The organism is Kribbella sp. NPDC004138 (genome assembly GCF_053603655.1).
The window spans coordinates 197,710-218,914 of record NZ_JBSGFZ010000006.1; the positions used below are offsets into that span (position 1 = coordinate 197,710).

Below are 21,205 nucleotides of genomic sequence, written 5' to 3' on the forward strand. Positions count from 1 at the left end.
TCAGAGAGCTGCACAGAAAGTCTTGGCCTTGCCGGTGATGGATTCCCAGTTGGCGGCGGCCACATCGGCGGGGGAGACGACGTCGGTGCCCGCGCTGACGGCGAGGGCGCCGGCCGCCAGGAAGTCGTGGGCGTTGGTTGCGTTGACGCCGCCCGACGGGATCAGCGGGACGCCGGGGAACGGGCCGTTGAGATCCTTGAAGTACTTCGGGCCCAGGGCGTGCGCCGGGAAGATCTTCACCGCCGCCGAGCCCAGTGCCAGCGCGGTCATCACCTCGGACGGCGTGAAGGCGCCGAGCACAACGGGGATGCCGGCGGCGTGCGCGGCATCGGCGATCGCCGCGGCCTCGGGGCCCTGGCCGGGCGTCACGAGGAACTGCGCGCCGGCGTTGATCGCCTGCGTGGCCTGGTCGGCGGTCTGCACCGTACCGGCGCCGACGACCGCGCCGGTGTCGGCCGCCGTGGAGGCAGCACGTTCCAGGTGCCGGGGGAGGTCCGGCGTGGTGTAGGTGAGCTCGACGACGTGGATGCCGCCGGCGACCAGCGCGGCGCACAGATCCCGGGCGTCGGAGATCTCCGGCGCCCGGACGACGGTCAGGACCCGATCGGCGCGGAGCAGCTCCAGGGTGTTCACAACAGGTTCCTCTCAGACGGCGCAGGGGTGGGAGTACGGCGGATCGCGCGGCCGGGGACGGCGGCGGTCCGGTGCGAGTCGTCGATGACGGGGACGCCGTTGACGAACACGTACGGGATGCCTTCGGCCTGCCGGCGCGGTTCGGGGAACGTGGCGGCGTCCCGCACGGTGGCCGGGTCGAACAGGACCAGGTCGGCGGCGTACCCCTCCCGCACCAGCCCGCGATCCGGGAGCCGGAGCCGGCGGGCGGCGCGGCCGGTGAGGTGGTGGACGCAGTCGGCGAGGTCGAGGACGCCGAGCTCGCGGACGTAGTGGGCGAGGTACCGCGGGAACGTGCCCCACGACCGCGGATGCGGTTTCCCGCCGACCAGGATCCCGTCCGAGCCGCCCGTGTGCGACGGGTGCCGCATGATCGCGCGCACGTTCTCCTCGTGGCCGACGTGCTGCAGGATCGAGGTGGCGAGGTCGTCGGCCAGCAGGATCTCGAAGAAGACGTCCGCGGCCGGCTTCCCGGTGCGCTGCGCGAGAGCCGCGACGGTCCGGCCGACCGCGCCGGACAGCGCGGGGTTGCGGACGCCGCCGATCTCGATCGTGTCCCATTCGACGACGCAGCCATGGCAGCCGTCGGACCCGACCTGCTCCAGCTCGTACGTGATGCGTTCGCGCGCGGACGGATCACGGAGCCGCGCTAGCAGCGCGTCCGGCCCGCCCTCGGCCGTCCAGCTCGGGAGGATCGCGGCCAGCGTGGTCGCCCCCGGCAGGTACGGATAGGTGTCGGTGGTGACGTCGACACCGGAGGCCAGCGCCTTGTCGATCATCGCGACCAGCTCGTCGCCGCGGCCCGCGTTCGGGCCGAAGTTCATTACCGCGTGGGTCAGGTGCAGCGCACACCCGGCGCGGCGCGCCACCTCGACCATCTCGCCGTACGCCTCCAGCGCGCCCTTCCCGTACGAGCGCTGATGTGGCGCGTAGTAGCCGCCGTACGACGCGAGGACCTCGCACAGCGCGACCAGCTCGTCTGTGCTCGCGAACATGCCCGGGGTGTACGTCAGACCGCTGCTCATCCCGACCGCGCCCTCGCGCAGTCCGTCGGCGAGCAGCTGCTGCATCCGCGCGAGCTCGGCACCGGTCGCCGGACGGTTGGAGGTCCCAACGACCATCATTCGCAGCGTGCCCTGCGGGACCAGGTACGCCGCGTTGCACGCGATGCCCTGGTCGAGCCGGTCGAGGTACCCGGCGACCGTCGACCAGGAGAAGTCGAAGTCGTCCGGTTCCCCGTTCCACCCGGCGATCTGGCGGCGAACGACGGCGCGCGTCGGGTCGTCGATCGGCGCGAAGGACAGGCCGTCCTGACCCAGCACCTCCAGCGTCACGCCCTGACTGACCTTGGCGGTGTGGTCGGGGTTGACCAGGATCTGCAGGTCCGAGTGCGAGTGCATGTCGATGAAGCCGGGCGACAGCACCAGCCCGTCCGCGTCGATCGTCCGGTGCGCGGCCGGCAGGTCGTTGCCGATGGCGACGATCCGTCCGGCGTCGACCGCGACGTCGGCGTGGAACCCGGGGGAGCCCGAGCCGTCGACGACCAGCGCCCCCGTGATCAGCACACTCATGTCAGAAGAACGTCCGTACCAGGTCCACGACGACCGGATCCGCGGCGTCCGGGTCGTCGACGACCGGGATCAGGCCCCACTTGTCGAAGGCCGTGCAGGGATGGGACAGCCCGACCCGCAGTTCGTCGCCGATCACCACCGGGACGGATTCGTCGAAAGTCAGGTAGCCGTGCTGGTCGTTCAGGTTCGTCACCTTCATACCGCCGGCCGGCAGGATCGGCGCGCCGTCCGACCGCGGCCGGATCAGCTGCGGCTCGGGATAGTCCTGGTCGAACGGGAAGTCGCGGCGCCCGCCGTCGAAGATCGCCAGCCCCGGCTCGGGCTGCGACGTGATCCGCATCCACCCGTGCATCGCCGGCACCAGTTGCTCGCCGTCCGTCCGCGGGTGTTCGCCGAGCGGCGACACGCGCCGGTACAGCCCGTCGTCGTGGGTGATGTACGCGCCGGACCGCAGGACCACGCGGGCGCCTCCGCCGGCCTCCGCGGCGAGGACCTTCGCGACCTGCTCGAAGTACTGGCTGCCGCCCGCGCTGACCACCGGCACGATGTCGTCGTCGTACAACGGCCGCAGCCGGTGGTGAACGCCGGCGAGCTCGCGCAGGTACGCACGGACCTCCTCGAGATTCTCCTCGTCGACGCCGTGACCGATCGCACCCTCGTACCCGGCCACGCCGACCAGCCGCAGCGTCGACGCGTCGGCGATCGCCTGGCCGACGGCCAGCGCGGTCTCGGGATCCCGGGCGCCGGTCCGGCCGCCGATCCCGCCGACCTCGACCATCACGTCGAGCTTCCGCGCGTCCGGGCCGACGTACGCCGAGCGGGCTTCCTCCATGATCTCGACCGTGCGGACCGAGTCGGCCCACACCATCACCTCGAACGACGGGTCGGCCGCGAGCTCGTCGGCGATCCAGCGCAGCTGCAGCGGCGAGATCACCGCGTTCGCGATCAGGACGCGCTGTACGCCGTACGCGCGGGCGACGCCGAGCTGGAAGCCGTTGGCCAGCGTGATCGCCCACGCGCCGGCGTCCAGCTGCATCGCCCAGAGCGCCGGCGCCATCGTGGTCTTGCCGTGTGGCGCGAGCTCGACGCCGTGGCGGACGCACCAGGTGGCGAGCGTGTCGACGTTGTGCCGCAGGCCGGGCGCGGACAGCGTCATCAGCGGAGTGGGCAGCTGCGAGAGCCGCGGCCTGCCGGCCAGCACCTCCGCGACGGTCCGGCCCCAGAAGGCGGGCGGCAGGGCCTTGTCCTGCCAGCTCACCTGCTGATCGGCGAGAGCGGCGACGGTGTCGGCATCGTAAGCAGGCATCAGACCCCCTGGGGTTCGGGATTGCAGAATACGCAACGCTCATTGCGTATTCTGACTCGTCGGTTGTAGCATCGCGGCCGAAGCCGCGTCAACGCACACCTATCCCATCACCCTGCCGCCAAGGAGTGCCGATGCCCGAACCGCTCCCTGAGACGACCGCGATCTGCGTGGGCGAGGCGATGATCATGCTGGCCGGCGGACCCGGGCCGCTCGCCGACGTGGAGGTGTTCCGGCGGTCGGTCGGCGGGGCGGAGTGCAACGTGGCCGGTGGGCTCGCCGGGCTCGGCGTACCGACCGGCTGGATCTCGCGGCTCGGCGACGACGGGTTCGGACAGCATGTACTGCGGGATCTGCAGGCGCGTGGTGTCGACGTCGGCGGAGTGGAACTGGATCCGGTCCGGCCGACGGCGCTCTACGTCAAGGAGTCCGAGGACGGCCGCTCCCGGATGCACTACTACCGGACCGGCTCGGCGGCTGCGGCCATGGAGCCCGGCTTCCTGGATCGGCCCGAGGTCCGCGAGCGACTGCAGCAGGCCAAGCTCGTGCACACCACCGGGATCACCGCCGCGATCTCTACGTCCAGTGCGGACATGCTGGAGCGGCTGGCGACCGAGCCGCGTGAGTACCTGCTCAGCGTCGACTTGAACTGGCGGCCGGCGCTGTGGCGTGACCGGGACCCCGCGCCATTGTGGCGGTTGCTGAAGGCGGCCGACATCGTGCTGATCGGTGCTGATGAGGCTGAGGTCTTCGCGGGCACGGGGGATCCGGATGTGTTGTACGAGCAGCTGCAGACGCCTGTCCTGGTGGTGAAGAACGATGCGCATTCCGCGATCGCGTTCGAGGGAGTGGCCCGCACTGAGGTCCCGGCACTGTCTGTAGAGGTGGTCGAGACGGTCGGGGCAGGTGACGCGTTTGCAGCCGGGTTCTTGGCGGGGACATTGCAGGGGTTGTCGATGGTGGAGCGGCTCCGGCTGGGGCATTTGAATGCTGCTGCCGTGCTGACAGCGCCGGAGGACCACGCGCCGCCGCCGGCCGCGGCTGAGCGGGAGCGGCTGCTCAAGGCGTCGGACGAGGTGTGGGCGGCGACCAAGGTATGAGTCAGAGCCTCGGCAGGGCGCTGCAGATCCTCACCAGTCTTGGCGAGGGTGAGCGGTCGCTGGACCAGCTCGCGGTCGAGCTGGGCGTTCACAAGACGACGGTGCTCCGGCTGCTGCGCACCATGGAGGCCGAGCGGTTCGTACGGCGGGACGCCCAGCACAGGTACAGCCTGGGCTCGCGGCTGTTCGCGCTCGCCGACGTCGCGCGCGAGCAACACGTCGTACGGCAGGTTGCCGCACCGCATCTGCGGGAGCTGAACCAGAAGACCGGGCAGACGGTTCACCTGGCCGCCTGGGAGAACGGTGAGGTCATCTACATCGACAAGCTCGACAGTGTGCGCTCCGTGCGCATGTACTCGCAGGTCGGCGTACCGGCGGCTCTGCACTGCACCGCGGTCGGAAAGGTCCTGCTGGCGGCGCAACCCAAGCGGCAGCGGGAGGCGGTCCTCCAGTCGCTTGACTACAAGGCGTTCACGCCGAACACCATCACGGACGCGGACCGGTTGCGGGACGAGCTGCAGGTGACCACGGAGCGCGGCTGGGCGCAGGACAAGGCGGAGCACGAGTCGTTCATCAACTGCATCGGTGCACCGCTCACCGACAGCACGGGCCGCGTTGTCGGGGCCGTGTCGTTGTCGGTGCCCGACGTACTGCTGAACTATGAGCAGGTACTCGAGCTGCTGCCAGACCTGCTCGCGACCGCCAGAGCGATCAGTGCCGACTACAACTAACTGAGAGGTGTCAGACCTGATGTCCGACAAGACCGCAGTCTCCACCACCGACGCGCCGCCACCGATGCCGGTGTTCTCGCAGGGCGTCCGCAAGGGCAACATCCTGCAGGTGTCCGGCCAGGGCTCGGTCGACCCGGTCAGCGGCGACTTCGTGTTCGCCGGTGACGTGAAGGGTCAGACCACCCGGGTGCTGCAGAACATCGAGGCGATCCTGAAGGCCGGCGGCGGGAGTATCGACGACGTGGTGATGCTGCGCGTCTACCTCACCGAGCGGGACAACTTCGCCGCGATGAACGAGGCGTACGACGAGTTCGTGTCGGCCCGTACGCCGAGCGGCGTCCTGCCGTCGCGCACCACCGTGTTCACCGGCCTGCCGCTGCCGGACATGCTCGTCGAGATCGACGCGCTGGCTGTCCTGAGCTAGTTCTGCACCGGTGCCCGGACCAGCGGCTCGCCGTTGACGGACGTCTGGTCCGGGCCTCGATCCCACCAGAGCTCCTGGTGGATGGTGAGGTACGGGTACCAGCCGTTGACGCCAGTGCCGTGGTGCAGGGAGTGCACCACCTCCGCGAGGTAGGACGCGAGGCTCGGCCAGCCGGCCCTGAAGTCTCCTGATCCGTCGTGAAGCGCCATGCCCAGGCGCCCCCGTGCCGGGCCCGGGCGCAGGTCGATGACCTGCAGGTCCCCGTCGCTGTCGGCCCACGGGATCCAAGCCGGATGCCAGTACGGCTCCGAGGCCGGCGGGTGGACGGTGAACCCGTCGTACTCCGCGGCCAGGTCCATCCGCAGCTGCCAGTTCACGGCGATCTCGGAGGCGCTCGACGGGAGCGCCTCCGGCAACAGGTTCGCCCATGACCTCACGCCGTTGTGGCAGGTCAGCGATTCGACCAGCTCAGGCGGCAGTTCGACCGCGTCGCCTTTGAGTTCTGCGCCGGTGGCCGGAGGTGCGAGGACGTCGTACGTCGCGGGAGCGTGCCGGGCGAGCCAGTGGTCGATCCGGCCCCAAGAGGCGGTGATGCTCACCCGCTGGACACTACATCGACAAGCTTCCCGTATCGCGGGATATGGTTTCACAATGCAGGAAACGCGCGGTTCTGTGCAGTCGATCGACCGCGCTGTCGCGATCCTCCGGTGCTTCGACGCGCGGACGCCGGACCTCGGGATCAGCGACCTGGCCCGGGCCACCGGCCTGTCCACCAGCACCGTGCACCGGCTGCTGCTGGCCATGCAGGAGAACGGGCTCGTCCGGCAGTCCGCGCACCGCCGGTACGCGATCGGTCCGCTGGTCGTGCAATTGGCGCACAGCGGCGGGGTCCCGGCCGGCCTGCGCGACGCTGCTCTGCCGGTGCTGCGTGCACTCCGCGATGCCACAGGGGAGACCGCGGCCGTGCACGAACTGCTCCCGTCAGGGCAGCGCGTCGTGCTCGATCAGGTCGAGAGCCACCACCAGTTGCGCCGCACTTACACGGAGTTCGGTCTCCCGGTGGCACTGCCGCTCGGTGCGCCGGGCAAGGCGCTGCTGGCATTCCTGCCGCTCGAGCAGCAGCAGGCGGTGCTGCGGGGCCCGCTGGAGCAGGTGCAACCGGCAACCATCACCGACCCGGAGGTGCTCGCGGAGCAGTTCACGGAGATCCGTCGGCGCGGTTATGCGATGTCGCGGATCGAGCGGACGCCGGGGATCTGCAGTGTGGCGGCACCGGTGTTCGGCTACTCCGGCTCGATTGCCGGGTGTCTGAGTGTGTCCGGCCCCGAGCTGCGGATGCCGGTCGAGCGGATGGAGGAGTACGGGATGCGGGTCGCCGAGGCAGCCTGGTCGGTGTCGGAGCTGCTGGGAGCGACCCCGGCCGCCCGGGACCGCAGTACGGCGCTGGCCGGCGGCCGGTGATGCGCAGCCTTTGGAAGATCGCTCCCGCTGTCTATCTGCCCGCTCTGCTCTACGGAATCGGGCAGGGCGCCATCGCACCCGTAGTAGCGCTGTCTGCCACCCACTTGGGCGCATCGGTCGCTGTGGCCGGCCTGGTTGTCGCTGCTGCCGGACTGGGGCAGGTGATCGGTGACATCCCGGCCGGGGCGCTCACCAACCGCATCGGCGAGCGCAGCGCGATGCTGGCCGCCACCGTTCTCGTTGCGCTGGCGCTGGCCGCCTGTCTGGTGGTCCCGACGGTCTGGGGACTCGCAGTGGCGATTGGCTGCACCGGTCTGGCCGGCGCAGTCTGGGGCCTTGCACGGCAGGCTTATCTGAGTGAGGCAGTGCCGATCGAGCTCAGGGCGCGGGCCCTGTCCACGCTGGGCGGCGTACAGCGCATCGGCTCGTTCATCGGGCCGTTCCTCGGAGCGGGCGCGATGAAGTTCCTCGGCACCGACGGTGCGTACTGGGTGCACCTGGTGGCCGCCGTACTGGCCTGTGCGGTTCTGGTGAGCCTGCCGGACGTTGCCAACAGGCGTGGGAGAGGCCCGCTGGCAGCACAGTCCACCTGGGGTGTCATCCGCGACCACATCCCCGTACTGCGGACCCTTGGTGTCGGAGCGTTGCTCGTCGGGGCCGTCCGGGCGTCGCGCCAGGTTGTGATCCCGCTGTGGGCGCAGCACATCGGACTGGATCCGCAGACGACCAGTGTGATCTTCGGGCTGTCCGGAGCCGTCGACATGTTGCTGTTCTATCCGGCTGGATCCGTGATGGACCGGCTCGGCCGGAAGTGGGTCGCCGTACCGTCGATGATCGTGCTGGGGCTGGCGCACCTGCTGCTCCCGCTGACGCACACCACGGCCACGCTGACCGCGGTCGCGCTGCTGATGGGGATCGGCAACGGTTTGGGCGCAGGCGTGATCATGACGCTCGGCGCGGACGCCTCACCACCGGTAGGACGGGCCCAGTTCCTCGGCGCGTTCAGGCTGTTCGCCGATACCGGCAACGGCGCCGGACCTCTGCTGCTGGCAGGGGCGACCGCCTTGCTGGGGCTCGGGCCGGCGATCGTGATCATGGCCGGTACCGGCTGGGCCGCGGCCACGGCGATGCACCGCTGGATCCCGCCGCATCCGAGGACGGAACAGCCCACGTGAACAACCGATTTGGCTAAACACCTGTCCACCAGGCACACTGTCTACTGCCGAAGACCGCTGGTTGCTGCCCTAGGTAGCTGAAGGTCCCACTCAGGTGGGCGGCCCGCGCAGGTGACTTGGAAGTGACACTGTATGTCTCACGCCCTTGCGCCTGCGCAGGGGCGATTTTCTTTGTTCAGGGGTCCGAGGCGTGGAAGCCGATAGAAGGAGACCCCCATGGCGAGGCCGGACAAGGCAGCCGCTGTCGCGGAGCTGACGGACGAGTTCCGTAGCTCCAACGGCGCCGTGCTGACCGAGTACCGCGGTCTCACCGTCGCGCAGCTGAAGCAACTTCGGACTGCGCTCGGTGACGACGTGAACTACGCCGTGGTGAAGAACACGCTGACCAAGATCGCGGCCAAGGACGCGGGTGTCGACTCGTTCGACTCGCTCCTCGAGGGCCCCTCGGCGATCGCCTTTATCAAGGGCGACCCGGTGGTTGCGGCCAAGGGACTGCGTGACTTCGCCAAGGCGAACCCCCTGCTCGTCATCAAGGGTGGAGTGCTGGACGGTAAGGCACTCGGCTCTGACGAGATCAGCAAGCTCGCTGACCTGGAGTCGCGTGAGGTTCTCCTCGCGAAGCTCGCAGGTGCGATGAAGGCGGCCCCGCAGCAAGCGGTGTCGCTGTTCGCTGCTCCGCTGTCGCAGGCCGCGCGCCTGTTCGCGGCGCTGCAGGAGAAGTTGCCGGCCGACGCCGCTCCGGCGGACGTCCAGGACACGGTGCAGGACACCGTCCAGGACACGGCCGAGGCACCTGCCGAGGCGAGCACCGAGGAGACCGCCGCAGCGGACAGCTGAGGCATCTCACCGCAACACCCCATCAGTGATCACCAAGCACCATCGTTAGGAAGGACCGCCATCATGGCGAAGCTCAGCACCGAAGAGCTCCTCGGCCAGTTCAAGGAACTGACCCTGCTGGAGCTGTCGGAGTTCGTTAAGGCGTTCGAGGAGGAGTTCGGCGTCACCGCCGCCGCCCCGGTCGCCGTTGCCGCCGCTCCGGCCGCTGGTGGGGGCGCCCCCGCCGAAGAGGCCGCGGAGCAGGACGAGTTCGACGTCGTTCTGGAGAGCGCCGGCGACAAGAAGATCCAGGTCATCAAGGAGGTGCGCGGTCTCACGAGCCTCGGCCTGAAGGAGGCCAAGGACCTCGTCGAGTCGGCCCCGAAGGCCGTCCTGGAGAAGGTCGACAAGGCTGCCGCGGAGAAGGCCAAGGAGGCCCTCGAGGGCGCCGGCGCCACCGTCACCCTGAAGTGACCTCGGTTACGTTCCGTCAAGGAGCGTAACGAATGTGTAGAGAAGGGCGGTCCCCGCAAGGGGGCCGCCCTTCTGCCGTTACGTGATGGTTAGTATCGCAATCGCTTGACTTCCAGGGGTTACGCAAAACCGTACTCGTGCGTAACCTAGGCCACTGCTCCCTCGTTGGAACCCGCGTACTCGTCGGTTCGGGGCAGGCCAGAACATTCCCGTGAGGAGGACCGGTGGGCGTAGAAGTCCGCGTCGAGGGTCTCACCAAGTCCTTCGGTAGCCAGCTGATCTGGGGCGACGTGTCCCTGACTCTGCCGGCCGGTGAGATCTGCGTGATGCTCGGCCCGTCCGGTACCGGCAAGTCCGTGTTCCTGAAGACGCTGATCGGTCTGATCAAGCCCGACCGCGGGCATGTCTGGATCGAGGGCACCGACATCGCCACCTGCAGCGAGCGCGAGCTGTACGACGTCCGCCGGCTGTTCGGCGTGCTGTTCCAGGACGGCGCGATGTTCGGCTCGATGAACCTCTACGACAACGTCGCGTTCCCGCTCCGCGAGCACACCAAGAAGTCCGAATCCGACATCCGCTCCATCGTGATGGAGAAGATGGAGATGGTCGGCCTGGTCGGCGCCGAGCGGAAGCTGCCCGGCGAGATCTCCGGCGGTATGCGCAAAAGAGCCGGCCTGGCCCGGGCGCTCGTCCTGGACCCCGAGATCCTGCTCGTCGACGAGCCCGACTCCGGCCTCGACCCGGTCCGGACGTCGTTCCTCAACCAGGTCATGATCGACCTGAACGAAGCGTTCGGCGCGACCTTCCTGATCGTCACCCACGACATCAACACCGCGCGGACGGTGCCGGACAACATCGGCATGCTGTACCACCGGCATCTGGCGATGTTCGGTCCGCGGGAGATGCTGCTGTCCAGCGAGGAGCCGGTGATCCGGCAGTTCCTGAACGCGCAGATGATCGGCCCGATCGGCATGTCCGAGGAGAAGGACGCCGACGAGCTGGCCCGTGAGATCGGCCAAGAGCTGCCCCCGCTGCCGCCGATCCCGATCCAGCAGCTGCCCAGCAGCGGCATGCTCCGCCCGACCCAGCGCCCGCCGGGCGAATGGTGCCGCGAGAACGGCATCGTCCCGCCACCCGGGTCGTTCGAGGCGAAGACGGTGGGGGCTCGGTGACTGTATTGAATGCCGCGCTGCCGCGCGGCCGGTCACGGGGCTTTTACTCCCGGTCTTCCCTCGTCGCTCCGATCGCTTCGCTCCCTGCGCTCCTCGGTCCAGACCGGGAGGCCCCGTGACCGTGTCCGCGACCGCCCCGCTGAAGCACGCCGGTTCGCTCTTCGCTTTCGCTCTCGACACCGGCCGGGCCACGTTCCGGCGGCCGTTCCAGCTGAAGGAGTTCCTGCAGCAGGCCTGGTTCGTCGCGAGCGTGACGATCATCCCGACCGCGCTGGTCGCGATCCCGTTCGGTGCGGTGATCGCGCTGCAGGTCGGCGGCCTGATCAAGCAGTTCGGCGCGCAGGCGTTCACCGGCTCGGCCGCCGTCCTGGCCGTCGTCCGGGAGGCGTCGCCGATCGCGACCGCGCTGCTGATCGCGGGCGCCGGCGGTTCGGCGATCTGCGCGGACCTCGGCTCGCGGAAGATCCGCGAGGAGCTGGACGCGATGATGGTGCTCGGCATCGACCCGATCCAGCGGCTGGTGGTGCCGCGGGTGCTGGCGACGATGCTGGTCGCGTTCTTCCTGAACGGCTTCGTCAGCGTGGTCGGCGTGATGGGCGGCTACGTCTTCAACGTCGTCCTCCAGGACGGCACACCCGGCAGCTACATCGCGAGCTTCACCGCGCTCGCCCACCTGCCCGACCTGTGGCAGGGGCAGGTCAAGGCGCTGGTCTTCGGCTTCATCGCCGCGGTCGTTGCGTCGTACAAGGGCTGCAACGCGGGCGGCGGCCCGAAGGGCGTCGGCGATGCCGTGAACCAGTCCGTCGTGATCACGTTCATGCTGCTGTTCGTCGCGAACTTCTCGATGACCGCGATCTACTTCCAGCTCGTCCCGCCGAAGGGGGCCTGACATGTCGGCCCTGATGGATGTGCTGGTCAAGAAGCCGCTGAGTTCGCTCGACCACCTCGGTGAGCAGCTCGCCTTCTACATCAAGGCGCTGGCCTGGTCCGGCAAGTCCGTCACGCGGTACCGCAAGGAGATCTTCCGGCTGCTCGCCGAGGTCACGCTCGGCAGCGGCGCGCTCGCGGTGATCGGCGGCACGGTCGGCGTGATCACGTTCCTGGCGTTCTTCACCGGCACCGAGGTCGGCCTGCAGGGCTACTCGGCGCTGAACCAGATCGGCACGTCGGCGTTCGCCGGTTTCGTGTCGGCCTACATCAACACCCGCGAGATCGGGCCGCTGATCGCCGGGATCGCCCTCGCCGCGACCGTCGGCTGCGGTTTCACCGCGCAGCTCGGCGCGATGCGGATCAGCGAGGAGATCGACGCCCTCGAGGTGATGGCGATCCCGTCGCTGCCGTTCCTGGTCACCACCCGGATCATCGCCGGACTGATCGCCGTGATCCCGTTGTACGTCGTGGGTCTGCTCGCGTCGTACTTCGCGACCAGACTCACCGTGACCACGTTCTACGGGCAGAGTACGGGCACGTACGACCATTACTTCCACCTGTTCCTGCCACCCGGGGACGTGCTCTGGTCGTTCGGCAAGGTGCTGGTGTTCGCGGTGCTGGTGATCCTGGTGCACTGCTACCACGGCTACCACGCGACCGGCGGTCCGGCGGGTGTGGGCGTGGCCGTCGGCCGGGCCGTCCGGACGTCGATCGTCGTGATCAACGTCGTGGACCTGCTGCTGTCGATGGCGATCTGGGGCACGACGACCACCGTGAGGTTGGCCGGATGACCAGACTCATCTCGCACAAGGTGCTGGGCGTCGCGTTCATCGGCGTCCTGGTGTTCCTGCTCTGGCTGACGTACGCGTTCTACGCCAAGGTCTTCACCAAGACCGTGAACGTCGAGCTGAAGACCAGCCACATCGGCCTGCAGCTGAACGAGCACGCCGACGTGAAGCTGCGCGGCATCATCGTCGGCGAGGTGCGCGGCGTCTCGACGGACGGCGACGAGGCGACCGTCGACCTGGCGCTCAAGCCCGACCAGGTGAACGAGATCTCCGCCGCGGTCAGCGCCCGGATCCTGCCGAAGACGCTGTTCGGCGAGAAGTACGTCGCGCTGGTGCCGCCGACCGGCACCGAAGCCACCGGAGACCGCCATATCAAGGCCGGCGACGTGATCAGCCGGGACAAGACCGCGGTCGGCATCGAGATCGAGAAGGTGCTGAACGACGCGCTGCCGCTGCTCCAGGCGGTCGACCCGGCCGACCTGAACGCCACGCTGAACACGCTCGCGACCGCGCTCGAGGGTCGCGGCGCCGAGATCGCCGGCACCCTCACCCAGCTCGACGGGTACCTGAAGAAGCTCAACCCGCACGTCCCGAAGCTGATGGACGCCCTGGCCAAGCTGACCCAGGTCGCGGACCTGTACGGCGACGCGACGCCGGACCTGGTCCGCGCGCTGCGGAACCTGACCATCACCGGCAACACGGTGGTCGAGAAGCAGAAGCAGCTGCAGCAGTTCTTCGTCGACGTGCAGAACCTGTCCACCACCGGGAACACGTTCCTGAAGGACAACGAGGACCGGGTGATCCGGCTCGGCCAGGTCAGCCGCCCGGTGCTGGACCTGCTGGAGCGGTACTCACCCGAGGTGCCGTGCTTCCTGCAGGTGATGACCGACACCGCCCCGATCCTGAACGACACGTTCCGGGACGGCCGGCTGAACATCAACCTCGAGCTGATCACCAACCAGCCGACGCCGTACGAGCCGAACGAGAAGCCCGTGTACGCCGACCACCGCGGCCCGACCTGTGTCGGCAAGAACTACAGCCACCCGGGGGCGAAGCCGGGCCCGTACACGCAGGAGAACCCGGCGCCGTACATCACCGGTGACGACGGCGTGATCGGCGACCACAACAAGAACCAGCGCTTCCCGCTCGACCTGAAGCTGAACCGGGCGATGCCGGGCTTCGCGATGGACACCCAGGGCGTCGGCACACCGGCCGAGCAGGACGTCGTCAACTCGATCGTCGGCCCGGAGATGGGCGTGCCCGCGGACGACGTACCGGACCTGACCACGCTGATGGTCGGCCCGCTGCTCCGCGGAGGGCAGGTGAACCTAAGGTGACCCCCCTCGACTGTTCGGCACGCATCTCCGGCGCCCAGGCGGGCACCTCGCTGCGTTGTCGTCGGCGCACGATGAAACCCGCATCGTGCACCTCCTCCGCCTTGCGATGCACCCACCTGGACACCGGAGCTACGCACCAACAGCCGAGGGGGGTCACCAAATGAGCTTCTTCGACAAGAAGACCACGTTCGACACCGTGCGGCTCGGGATCTTCGTGGTGGTGACCACGATCGCGACCGCGCTGCTGGCGGTGACGATCGGGAACATCAGCTTCAACCCGACCACGAAGTACCGGGCGGTCTTCACCGACGCGGTCGGGCTGAACCAGGGCGACGACATCCGGATCGCCGGCGTGAAGGTCGGCCAGGTCGACAAGATCCAGCTGTATCAGGACAAGCTCGCGATGGTGACGTTCAGCGTCGACTCCGACCAGGTGATCGACACCTCCACGCACGCGACGCTGCGGTACCGGAACCTGGTCGGCAACCGGTACGTCGCGCTCACCGACGGCGTCGGCGGCGGCGACCGGCTGAAGAAGAACGGCATCATCCCGAAGGAACGGACGACGCCGGCGCTCGACCTGTCGGTGCTCTTCAACGGGTTCAAGCCGTTGTTCACCGCGCTCACCCCGGCGGACGTGAACCAGTTCGCGTTCGAGGTGATCAAGGTGCTGCAGGGCGAGGGCGGCACGATCGAGTCGCTACTGGCCAAGACCGCATCGCTGACCACCACGCTGGCCGACGCCGACCAGGTGATCGGCGACCTGATCACGAACCTGACCGGGACGCTGCAGATCGTCTCCCAGCGGCAAGCGAACTTCTCCCAGCTGCTCGTCAACCTGCAGCAGTTCATCACCGGCCTCAGCCAGGACATCACCCCGATCCTCGGCTCGCTGACCTCGATCAACTCACTGAACACCAAGACCGCCGGCCTGCTGCAACAGACCCGGGTGCCGATCAAGGCCGACCTGGACAAGCTCCGCGCGGTCGCCACCACGCTGGACGACACCCAGTCGATCTGGGTGAAGACCCTGCAGTTCATGCCGGAGAAGCTCAACACGATGACCCGCACCGCGTCGTACGGCTCCTGGTTCAACTTCTACCTGTGCAACTTCGACGGCAACGTCACGCTGCCCACCGGAACCCGGATCCCCGTCTCGTACCAGCTCAACTCGGCGAGGTGCGCGAAGTGAAACCGTTCCGCGAGCAGAACCAGGTGACGATCGGCGTGATCGGGCTGACCGTGATCGGCCTGATCATGCTGGCCGCGTTCAAGGCGCAGGACCTGCCGCTGATCGGTGGCGGGACGAAGTACTCCGCGCAGTTCTCCGAGGCCGGCGGGCTGAAGCCGAACGACGAGATCCGGGTCGCCGGCGTCCGGGTCGGCAAGGTCCGCAAGGTCGAGCTCGAGGGCACCCACGTCCGGGTCGACTTCGTGGTCGACAAGGGCGTGCAGCTCGGCGACGAGACCGGCGCCGAGATGAAGATCAAGACGCTGCTCGGCCAGAAGTACCTGAAGCTCGACCCGGCCGGTTCCGGCAAGCTGAAGCCGGGCGCCGAGATCCCGCTGGCCCGGACCATCTCGGCGTACGACGTCGTGGACGCCTTCACCGACCTGGCCAACACCACCGAGCGGATCAACACCGCGCAGCTGGCCAAGGCCCTGGACACGCTGTCGGCGACGTTCAAGAACACGCCGGAAGAGGTGCAGGCCTCGCTGACCGGCCTGTCCCGCCTGTCCCGGAACGTGGCCAAGCGCGACGAGCAGCTCAAGCTGCTGCTCCAGCACTCGAACGTGGTCACCAAGGTCCTGGCCGACCGCAACCAGCAGCTGATCAAGCTGATGAAGGACGGCAACACCGTCTTCCAGGCCGTGCAGGCCCGGCGGGCGCTGATCCACCAGCTGCTGGTGTCGACGCAGAAGCTGTCCGCGCAGATCACCGCGTTGGTCCGGGAGAACCGCAAGGACCTCGGGCCGACGCTGCAGAAGGTCAACGCGGTGCTCGCCGTCCTCCTGCAGAACCAGAACTCGCTGGACGCGAGCATCAAGGGCCTGGCGCCGTTCGTCCGCGTCTTCACCAACACCCTTGGCACCGGGCCCTGGTTCGACACCTACCTGCAGAACCTGGTGCCGGTCCCGGAGATCCCGCTCCCGAAGGTGCCGATCCCCGGACTGCCGACGATCCTGGGAGGTGGCGGCTGATGAAGGTCAACGCACTGTCCCGGTTGATCGCGGTCGGCGTGGTCGTGGTGATCCTCGCGGTCAGCGTCGTGACGTTGTGGCCGAAACCCGAGAGGGTGACGGCGACGGCGTACTTCCCACGTGCGGTCTCGGTGTACCCGGGGTCGGACGTCCGGATCCTCGGCATCAAGGTCGGCGAGGTGGAGAGCGTCACCCCGGCCGGCCGGACGGTCCGGGTGAAGTTCTGGTGGGAGGCCAAGCACAAGGTGCCGGCCACCGCGAAGGCGGTGATCGCGTCGCCGTCGATCGTCGCGGACCGGTACGTGCAGCTCACCCCGGCGTACTCCAAGGGCGCCGTGATGGCCGACGGCGCGCAGATCCCGATCGAGCGCACCGCCGTACCGCTGGAGCTCGACCAGATCTACCAGAGCCTCAACGACCTGTCCGTGGCGCTCGGGCCGAAGGGCGCGAACGACCAGGGCGCACTCGCCCGGCTGCTCGACGTCTCGGCGAAGAACCTGAACGGCCAGGGCGCCAAGCTGAACCAGACCATCACCGACGTCTCGAAGCTGACCAGCACGCTGTCCGGGAACTCGTCGGCGCTGTTCAACACGATCCGGCAGCTGCAGACCTTCGTGTCCGCTCTGGCCGCGAACGACCAGCTGGTCCGGCAGTTCAACACGAACTTCGCCGCGGTCTCGACGACGCTCGCCGGCGAACGCAAGGACCTGGGCGCGTCGCTGTCGCTGCTGGCAACCGCGCTCGGCGAGGTCGCGACGTTCGTCAAGGAGAACCGGACGCTGGTGAAGAACACGGTCTCCGGCGCCACCAAGCTGTCGCAGATCCTGGTCAACGAGAAGGCCGCGCTGGCTGAGGTGCTCGATACCGCGCCGCTCGGCCTCGGCAACCTGGCCCGGATCTACAACCCGCAGTTCGGCACGCTCGACCAACGGATCAACCCCGGGCAGCTCGACGACCCGGCGACGTTCGTGTGCTCGCTGCTGCTGCAGGCGAACCAGCCCCTGTCGACGTGCACGACGCTCAAGCCGGTCCTCGACGCGCTCGCCAAGCTGCCGCTGCTCGAGCAGCTGACCGGCACCGGGCCGACCAGCGGCGGCCCTGCCGGTACGCCGTGGGCGCCGAAGCAGCAGGCCCCGCTGAACAGTCCGGACCCGGTCGACCCGACGCTCGGGGGGCTGGTCCGATGAGGCGCCGTACGTCAATCTTTGCCGGAGTCGCCGCGCTCGCGATGCTGCTGAGCGGCTGTGACTTCAGCGTGTACTCGTTGCCGTTGCCCGGCGGCGCGAAGATCAAGGGGCCGTCGTACAGGGTCACCGTCGAGTTCACCGACGTCCTCGACCTGGTGCCGAAGTCGACGGTGAAGGTCGACGACGTCACCGTCGGCACGGTCGAGAAGGTCTGGCTGGAGGGGTACGTCGCGAAGGTGCGGATCCGGCTGCCGAAGAGCCTCGACCTGCCGGACAACACGCACGCGACGATCCGCCAGACCAGCCTGCTGGGCGAGAAGTTCGTGTCGCTGTCCCGGCCGACCGGGACCGAGAAGGCGCGCGGCAAGCTCGACAACGGCGAGCTGATCCCGCTGTCCAGGACGACCAGCAACGTCGAAGTCGAGGAAGTGCTGTCCGCGCTCTCGCTGCTGCTGAACGGCGGCGGCGTGGCCCAACTGCAGATCATCACTCAGGAGCTCAACAAGGCCCTGACCGGCAACGAGCCGGCGATCCGCAGCGTGCTGACCCAGCTGAACACCTTCGTCGGCACCCTGGACCAGAACAAGGCGCGCATCGTCACCGCGATCAAGTCCGTGGACGCCCTGGCCAAGAAGCTGAACGCGCAGAAGGCGACGCTCGCGACCGCGATCGACTCGCTGCCGGCGTCGATCGCGACGCTGGACAAGCAGCGGGCCGCGCTGGTCAAGACGCTGCAGGCGCTGGCCACGCTCGGCAACACCGCGACCCGGGTGATCACCTCGGCCCAGAAGGACCTGGTGGCCAACCTGAAGTCGCTCTACCCGATCCTCACCAAGCTGGCCGAGGCGGGGGAGAACCTGCCGAAGTCGCTGGAGCTGTTGTTCACCTATCCGTTCCCCGACAACGCCGCCAAGGCCGCGAAGGGTGACTACACCAACCTCGGGATCACGCTCGACGTGAACACCAAGAAGGCACTCGACAACCTGCTGGGCATCCAGTTGCCGACCGCCGGCCCGACCGCGATCCCTACCGGCCGGATCAGCCTTCCGGTGCACCTGCCGACGAGCCAGGCGCCGGGCAGCGTGCTCCCGTCGCTGCCGGTCCCGACCGGGACCACGACGACCTGCATCACGGTGCTCGGGCTGCCGGTCTGCTCGCCGACGCTGAACCGGTCCGGGCTCGATCCCGACCTGGCGAAGGCCCTGATGCCGGGGGTGGTCGGATGATCACCAGAGCGGTCCGGATCCAGCTGATGGTGTTCCTGCTGATTACCGTCGTCGGCGTCGCGTTCGTCGGCGCCCGGTACGCCCAGATCGACAAGCTGATCGTCGACGACGACTACACGGTGAGCGCCAGCTTCGCCGAGTCCGGCGGTATCTTCAGCGGCGCCGAGGTGACGTACCGCGGTCAGCCGGTCGGCCGGGTCGGTCAGCTGAAGCTGCTCAGCGACGGTGTCCAGGTGAATCTGGACATCGACAAGAAGGTCAAGATCCCGAACGACCTGATCGCCGTGGTCGCGAACCGGTCCGCGATCGGCGAGCAGTACGTCGACTTGCAGCCGCGCCGCGACGGGGCGCCGTACCTGCAGGACAACTCGCGGATCGACCGCAAGGACACCGCGATCCCGATCGACACCACCGAGCTGCTGCTGAACCTCGACCAGCTGGTGAACTCGGTCGACAAGAACAGCCTGCGGACCACGGTCCGCGAGCTCGGAACCGCGCTCAAGGGCAAGGGCACCGACCTGCAGAAGATCATCGACAGCTCCGGCAAGCTGATCGACGACGCGGACGCCAACGTGCTGCAGACGATCAAGCTGATCAACGACGGGGACACCGTGCTCGCCACGCAGGTGGCCAGCGGCGACGCGATCAAGACGTGGGCGAAGAACCTGGCGCTGCTGTCCGACACCCTGGTCAGCTCGGACGCCAACCTGCGCAAGGTCATCGACCAGGGGTCACTGGCATCCACGCAGGTCACGGGGCTGATCCAGGAGAACAGTGCGTCGATCGCGGTGCTGCTCGGTAACCTCCTGACGGTGAACGAACTGACCGCGGTCCGGCTGGACGCCGTCGAGCAGCTGCTGGTGGTGTACCCGGCGGTGTCGATGGGCGGCTACGTCGTACCGGCCAAGGACCCGGGCACCGGCCATTACGACGCGCACTTCGGCCTGGTCGTGGGTCTCCAGCCGCCGGCCTGCCGGCCCGGGTACGGCGGCACCGACAAGCGGGTCCCGCAGGACCTCAAGAACACCCCCGCGAACACCAAGGCCGGCTGTACGGCGAACCCGGGCAGCGGGATCAACGTCCGCGGCTCGCAGAACAAGCCGACCCCGTCGTCGCGGGAGGACCTGAACCGCGGCGGGTACGGGATCGGCTACGACCCGGCGACCGGCGCCGCGGGCGGAACCGATGGGATGCCGCAGCTGACCCTGGGCTCCACCGGTGGACAGCAGGAGCTGCTCGGCAGCGACTCCTGGAAGGCACTCATCCTCGGACCGGTGACCAGCAAGTGATCGCACGCAACGGCCGGCTCGTGCTGGCCTGGGCGCTCAGCGTCCTGCTCATCGTGGCGCTCGCGGGCCTCACGTTGTCGGTGGTCGCGCTGAGCAAGCAGCGGGCCGACGACTCGCAGCGCGACGGCGCGATGAAGGCGGCGCGGCAGCTCGCGCTGGACTTCACGACGTACGACTACACGACGTCGGAGGCGGACTTCAAGCGCGTGACCGACGAGTCGACCGGGCAGTTCAAACAGGAGTTCGAGGCCGGGATCGCCGCGGTGAAGACCGAGGTCGTGACGAACAAGGCGACCTCCAAGGGCGACGTGAAGGAAGCCGCTGTGGTCTCGAACGACAAGGACTCCGCTCAGGTGCTGGTGATCGTGAACGCGGTGGTGACGAACACGGCCTCGGCCGAAGGCGTCCAGCGCCGCTACCGGATCAAGCTGGACATGGTCCGCGAGCAGAACCGCTGGTTGACCGCCGACCTCCAGGTGGTGGGCTGATGCCTCGCTACCGCCCCCGCGTCGCCGGTTCCCGCCGCCCCCGCCCGGCGTCCGAGGTCCCGGACACGCCGGAGACCCCGCAGCTCCCCGAACCGCCGGGACCGGGCAACTGGAAGCGCATGCCCGCACGCGGCGGCGGCTATTGGGTCCGGGCCGACCCCGAGCCCGAGGCCGAGCAGACGCCTGCGGACACCGCCGAGGACACGGCTGCGGACGCTCAAGGGGATGTGACCCCGGCCACAGAAGAGCCCTTGGAGGACCTTCTCGAGAAGTCTCCGGCTGCCGAAATCTCTACGGAGAGTGAGCAGAAGCGGGGTTTGGGGACCACGTTGACGGCCGCCCTGGCGGTGGTCGTGGTGCTGACGCTGACCGTCGCCGCGGTGCTCGGGGTCAAGGCGTGGCACGGCAAGCAGGCCGAGGACGCCCGCAGCCAGGCCGCGGCGGCCGGGCGGAAGGCGGCCGAGACGGCGCTCAGCTACGACTACCGCGACCTGGACAAGAGCTTCGCCGCGGCGCGGGCGACGATGACCCCGGATTTCGCCGCCAAGTTCGACGAGACCGCGAAGGTCGCCGGCGAACTGGCCACCAAGACCAAGGCGACAGTGAAGGCCGAGGTCCGCGAGGTCGGGGTCCGCGACGGCGACGCCGACCGGGTCACGCTGATCATCTTCGTCAACCAGACGACCACCAGCACGATCACGAAGGGTAGTCCCCGGGTGGACCTGAACCGGACCCGGTTCACGATGGTCCGAAACGGCGACCGATGGCTGGTCCAGGAGATCGCCGGACTGTAACCTCTTCCTAACTCCGCACCAGAGGGGCGCCGGGTGTCTCGTGGGTGATCTACCCGCTGGAGACT

The 21,205-nt window shown here is 68.5% G+C and carries 22 protein-coding genes; 18 read left to right on the forward strand and 4 right to left on the reverse strand.

Annotation, left to right across the window (positions count from 1 at the left end):
• The 3 genes from ACWEOO_RS10525 to ACWEOO_RS10535 are packed head-to-tail and all read right to left on the reverse strand — an operon-like array spanning window position 1 to window position 3,549.
• Window positions 1–633, reverse strand: a complete 633-nt coding sequence (locus tag ACWEOO_RS10525; protein WP_355699423.1) for a bifunctional 4-hydroxy-2-oxoglutarate aldolase/2-dehydro-3-deoxy-phosphogluconate aldolase — start codon at window positions 631–633, stop codon at window positions 1–3.
• Complete coding sequence (locus ACWEOO_RS10530) at window positions 630–2,243, reverse strand: N-acyl-D-amino-acid deacylase family protein (protein WP_452142750.1); 1,614 nt, start codon at window positions 2,241–2,243, stop codon at window positions 630–632. The genes ACWEOO_RS10525 and ACWEOO_RS10530 overlap by 4 nt, the downstream gene beginning before the upstream one ends.
• A gap of 1 nt (window position 2,244) precedes the next feature.
• Entirely contained in the window at window positions 2,245–3,549 is a 1,305-nt protein-coding gene (locus tag ACWEOO_RS10535; protein ID WP_452142751.1) for an amino acid deaminase, read from the reverse strand.
• 131 nt (window positions 3,550–3,680) lie between these two features.
• Between ACWEOO_RS10535 and ACWEOO_RS10540 the strand changes: the two genes are divergently transcribed.
• From ACWEOO_RS10540 to ACWEOO_RS10550, 3 genes are read left to right on the forward strand one after another with little or no spacing between them, the layout of a single operon-like run.
• Window positions 3,681–4,646 carry a sugar kinase gene (locus ACWEOO_RS10540; protein WP_452142752.1) on the forward strand — a complete coding sequence of 322 codons (966 nt, stop codon included), beginning with the start codon at window positions 3,681–3,683 and terminating at the stop codon, window positions 4,644–4,646.
• Entirely contained in the window at window positions 4,643–5,377 is a 735-nt protein-coding gene (locus tag ACWEOO_RS10545) for an IclR family transcriptional regulator (RefSeq protein WP_452142753.1), read from the forward strand. Before ACWEOO_RS10540 ends, ACWEOO_RS10545 begins: the two co-directional genes overlap by 4 nt.
• Before the next feature lie 19 nt (window positions 5,378–5,396).
• Window positions 5,397–5,801 carry a RidA family protein gene (locus ACWEOO_RS10550; protein ID WP_452142754.1) on the forward strand — a complete coding sequence of 135 codons (405 nt, stop codon included), beginning with the start codon at window positions 5,397–5,399 and terminating at the stop codon, window positions 5,799–5,801.
• On the opposite strand, the gene ACWEOO_RS10555 is transcribed toward ACWEOO_RS10550, so the two are convergent.
• Window positions 5,798–6,400 carry an SMI1/KNR4 family protein gene (locus ACWEOO_RS10555; protein ID WP_452142755.1) on the reverse strand — a complete coding sequence of 201 codons (603 nt, stop codon included), beginning with the start codon at window positions 6,398–6,400 and terminating at the stop codon, window positions 5,798–5,800. The two genes, ACWEOO_RS10550 and ACWEOO_RS10555, sit on opposite strands and share 4 nt — an antisense overlap.
• A gap of 52 nt (window positions 6,401–6,452) precedes the next feature.
• Here ACWEOO_RS10555 and ACWEOO_RS10560 point away from each other — a divergent pair, with 52 nt between their 5' ends.
• The 15 genes from ACWEOO_RS10560 (at window position 6,453) to ACWEOO_RS10630 (ending at window position 21,140) form a co-directional block, all read left to right on the forward strand.
• Entirely contained in the window at window positions 6,453–7,262 is an 810-nt protein-coding gene (locus ACWEOO_RS10560; RefSeq protein ID WP_452142756.1) for an IclR family transcriptional regulator, read from the forward strand.
• On the forward strand, window positions 7,262–8,437 hold the full coding sequence (locus ACWEOO_RS10565; protein WP_452142757.1) for an MFS transporter: 1,176 nt from the start codon (window positions 7,262–7,264) through the stop codon (window positions 8,435–8,437). The genes ACWEOO_RS10560 and ACWEOO_RS10565 overlap by 1 nt, the downstream gene beginning before the upstream one ends.
• Window positions 8,438–8,653: 216 nt before the next feature.
• The gene (rplJ, locus tag ACWEOO_RS10570; protein WP_359939476.1) at window positions 8,654–9,274 is read left to right on the forward strand and encodes a 50S ribosomal protein L10; all 621 of its coding nucleotides are present in this window, start codon (window positions 8,654–8,656) and stop codon (window positions 9,272–9,274) included.
• A gap of 63 nt (window positions 9,275–9,337) precedes the next feature.
• Complete coding sequence (gene rplL / locus ACWEOO_RS10575) at window positions 9,338–9,727, forward strand: 50S ribosomal protein L7/L12 (protein WP_134107138.1); 390 nt, start codon at window positions 9,338–9,340, stop codon at window positions 9,725–9,727.
• Window positions 9,728–9,951: 224 nt separating this feature from the next.
• Window positions 9,952–10,899, forward strand: a complete 948-nt coding sequence (locus tag ACWEOO_RS10580) for an ABC transporter ATP-binding protein (RefSeq protein ID WP_452142758.1) — start codon at window positions 9,952–9,954, stop codon at window positions 10,897–10,899.
• Window positions 10,900–11,014: 115 nt separating this feature from the next.
• A complete protein-coding gene (locus ACWEOO_RS10585) occupies window positions 11,015–11,788 on the forward strand; it encodes an MlaE family ABC transporter permease (RefSeq protein ID WP_359939470.1) in 774 nt (257 codons plus the stop codon).
• A 1-nt stretch (window position 11,789) separates the two neighbouring features.
• Window positions 11,790–12,620, forward strand: coding sequence for an MlaE family ABC transporter permease (locus ACWEOO_RS10590; protein WP_452142759.1), 831 nt, complete (start codon window positions 11,790–11,792; stop codon window positions 12,618–12,620).
• Complete coding sequence (locus ACWEOO_RS10595) at window positions 12,617–13,954, forward strand: MCE family protein (protein WP_452142760.1); 1,338 nt, start codon at window positions 12,617–12,619, stop codon at window positions 13,952–13,954. The genes ACWEOO_RS10590 and ACWEOO_RS10595 overlap by 4 nt, the downstream gene beginning before the upstream one ends.
• Window positions 13,955–14,114: 160 nt before the next feature.
• Complete coding sequence (locus tag ACWEOO_RS10600; protein ID WP_355482522.1) at window positions 14,115–15,146, forward strand: MCE family protein; 1,032 nt, start codon at window positions 14,115–14,117, stop codon at window positions 15,144–15,146.
• Window positions 15,143–16,156 (forward strand): MCE family protein, encoded by a 1,014-nt coding sequence (locus ACWEOO_RS10605; RefSeq protein ID WP_452142761.1) that lies wholly within the window; start codon window positions 15,143–15,145, stop codon window positions 16,154–16,156. The genes ACWEOO_RS10600 and ACWEOO_RS10605 overlap by 4 nt, the downstream gene beginning before the upstream one ends.
• A complete protein-coding gene (locus tag ACWEOO_RS10610) occupies window positions 16,156–17,343 on the forward strand; it encodes an MCE family protein (RefSeq protein WP_452142762.1) in 1,188 nt (395 codons plus the stop codon). Before ACWEOO_RS10605 ends, ACWEOO_RS10610 begins: the two co-directional genes overlap by 1 nt.
• Window positions 17,340–18,569: an MCE family protein gene (locus tag ACWEOO_RS10615; protein ID WP_452142763.1), complete on the forward strand. Its 1,230-nt coding sequence runs from the start codon at window positions 17,340–17,342 to the stop codon at window positions 18,567–18,569. Before ACWEOO_RS10610 ends, ACWEOO_RS10615 begins: the two co-directional genes overlap by 4 nt.
• Complete coding sequence (locus ACWEOO_RS10620; protein WP_452142764.1) at window positions 18,566–19,858, forward strand: MCE family protein; 1,293 nt, start codon at window positions 18,566–18,568, stop codon at window positions 19,856–19,858. Before ACWEOO_RS10615 ends, ACWEOO_RS10620 begins: the two co-directional genes overlap by 4 nt.
• Complete coding sequence (locus ACWEOO_RS10625; RefSeq protein WP_359939447.1) at window positions 19,855–20,346, forward strand: hypothetical protein; 492 nt, start codon at window positions 19,855–19,857, stop codon at window positions 20,344–20,346. Before ACWEOO_RS10620 ends, ACWEOO_RS10625 begins: the two co-directional genes overlap by 4 nt.
• Complete coding sequence (locus ACWEOO_RS10630) at window positions 20,346–21,140, forward strand: hypothetical protein (protein WP_452142765.1); 795 nt, start codon at window positions 20,346–20,348, stop codon at window positions 21,138–21,140. The genes ACWEOO_RS10625 and ACWEOO_RS10630 overlap by 1 nt, the downstream gene beginning before the upstream one ends.
• The last annotated feature ends 65 nt before the right edge of the window (window positions 21,141–21,205 follow it).

What these genes read in the sequence shown, in the direction of transcription:
- ACWEOO_RS10610 (WP_452142762.1), top strand. Translation starts at nt 16,156, where the DNA reads ATGAAGGTCAACGCACTGTCCCGGTTGATCGCGGTCGGCGTGGTCGTG.
- ACWEOO_RS10545 (WP_452142753.1), top strand. Translation starts at nt 4,643, where the DNA reads ATGAGTCAGAGCCTCGGCAGGGCGCTGCAGATCCTCACCAGTCTTGGC.
- ACWEOO_RS10620 (WP_452142764.1), top strand. Translation starts at nt 18,566, where the DNA reads ATGATCACCAGAGCGGTCCGGATCCAGCTGATGGTGTTCCTGCTGATT.
- ACWEOO_RS10630 (WP_452142765.1), top strand. Translation starts at nt 20,346, where the DNA reads ATGCCTCGCTACCGCCCCCGCGTCGCCGGTTCCCGCCGCCCCCGCCCG.
- rplL (WP_134107138.1), top strand. Translation starts at nt 9,338, where the DNA reads ATGGCGAAGCTCAGCACCGAAGAGCTCCTCGGCCAGTTCAAGGAACTG.
- ACWEOO_RS10565 (WP_452142757.1), top strand. Translation starts at nt 7,262, where the DNA reads ATGCGCAGCCTTTGGAAGATCGCTCCCGCTGTCTATCTGCCCGCTCTG.
- ACWEOO_RS10615 (WP_452142763.1), top strand. Translation starts at nt 17,340, where the DNA reads ATGAGGCGCCGTACGTCAATCTTTGCCGGAGTCGCCGCGCTCGCGATG.
- ACWEOO_RS10590 (WP_452142759.1), top strand. Translation starts at nt 11,790, where the DNA reads ATGTCGGCCCTGATGGATGTGCTGGTCAAGAAGCCGCTGAGTTCGCTC.
- ACWEOO_RS10530 (WP_452142750.1), bottom strand. Translation starts at nt 2,243, where the DNA reads ATGAGTGTGCTGATCACGGGGGCGCTGGTCGTCGACGGCTCGGGCTCC.
- ACWEOO_RS10550 (WP_452142754.1), top strand. Translation starts at nt 5,397, where the DNA reads ATGTCCGACAAGACCGCAGTCTCCACCACCGACGCGCCGCCACCGATG.
- ACWEOO_RS10595 (WP_452142760.1), top strand. Translation starts at nt 12,617, where the DNA reads ATGACCAGACTCATCTCGCACAAGGTGCTGGGCGTCGCGTTCATCGGC.
- rplJ (WP_359939476.1), top strand. Translation starts at nt 8,654, where the DNA reads ATGGCGAGGCCGGACAAGGCAGCCGCTGTCGCGGAGCTGACGGACGAG.
- ACWEOO_RS10560 (WP_452142756.1), top strand. Translation starts at nt 6,453, where the DNA reads ATGCAGGAAACGCGCGGTTCTGTGCAGTCGATCGACCGCGCTGTCGCG.
- ACWEOO_RS10600 (WP_355482522.1), top strand. Translation starts at nt 14,115, where the DNA reads ATGAGCTTCTTCGACAAGAAGACCACGTTCGACACCGTGCGGCTCGGG.
- ACWEOO_RS10535 (WP_452142751.1), bottom strand. Translation starts at nt 3,549, where the DNA reads ATGCCTGCTTACGATGCCGACACCGTCGCCGCTCTCGCCGATCAGCAG.
- ACWEOO_RS10540 (WP_452142752.1), top strand. Translation starts at nt 3,681, where the DNA reads ATGCCCGAACCGCTCCCTGAGACGACCGCGATCTGCGTGGGCGAGGCG.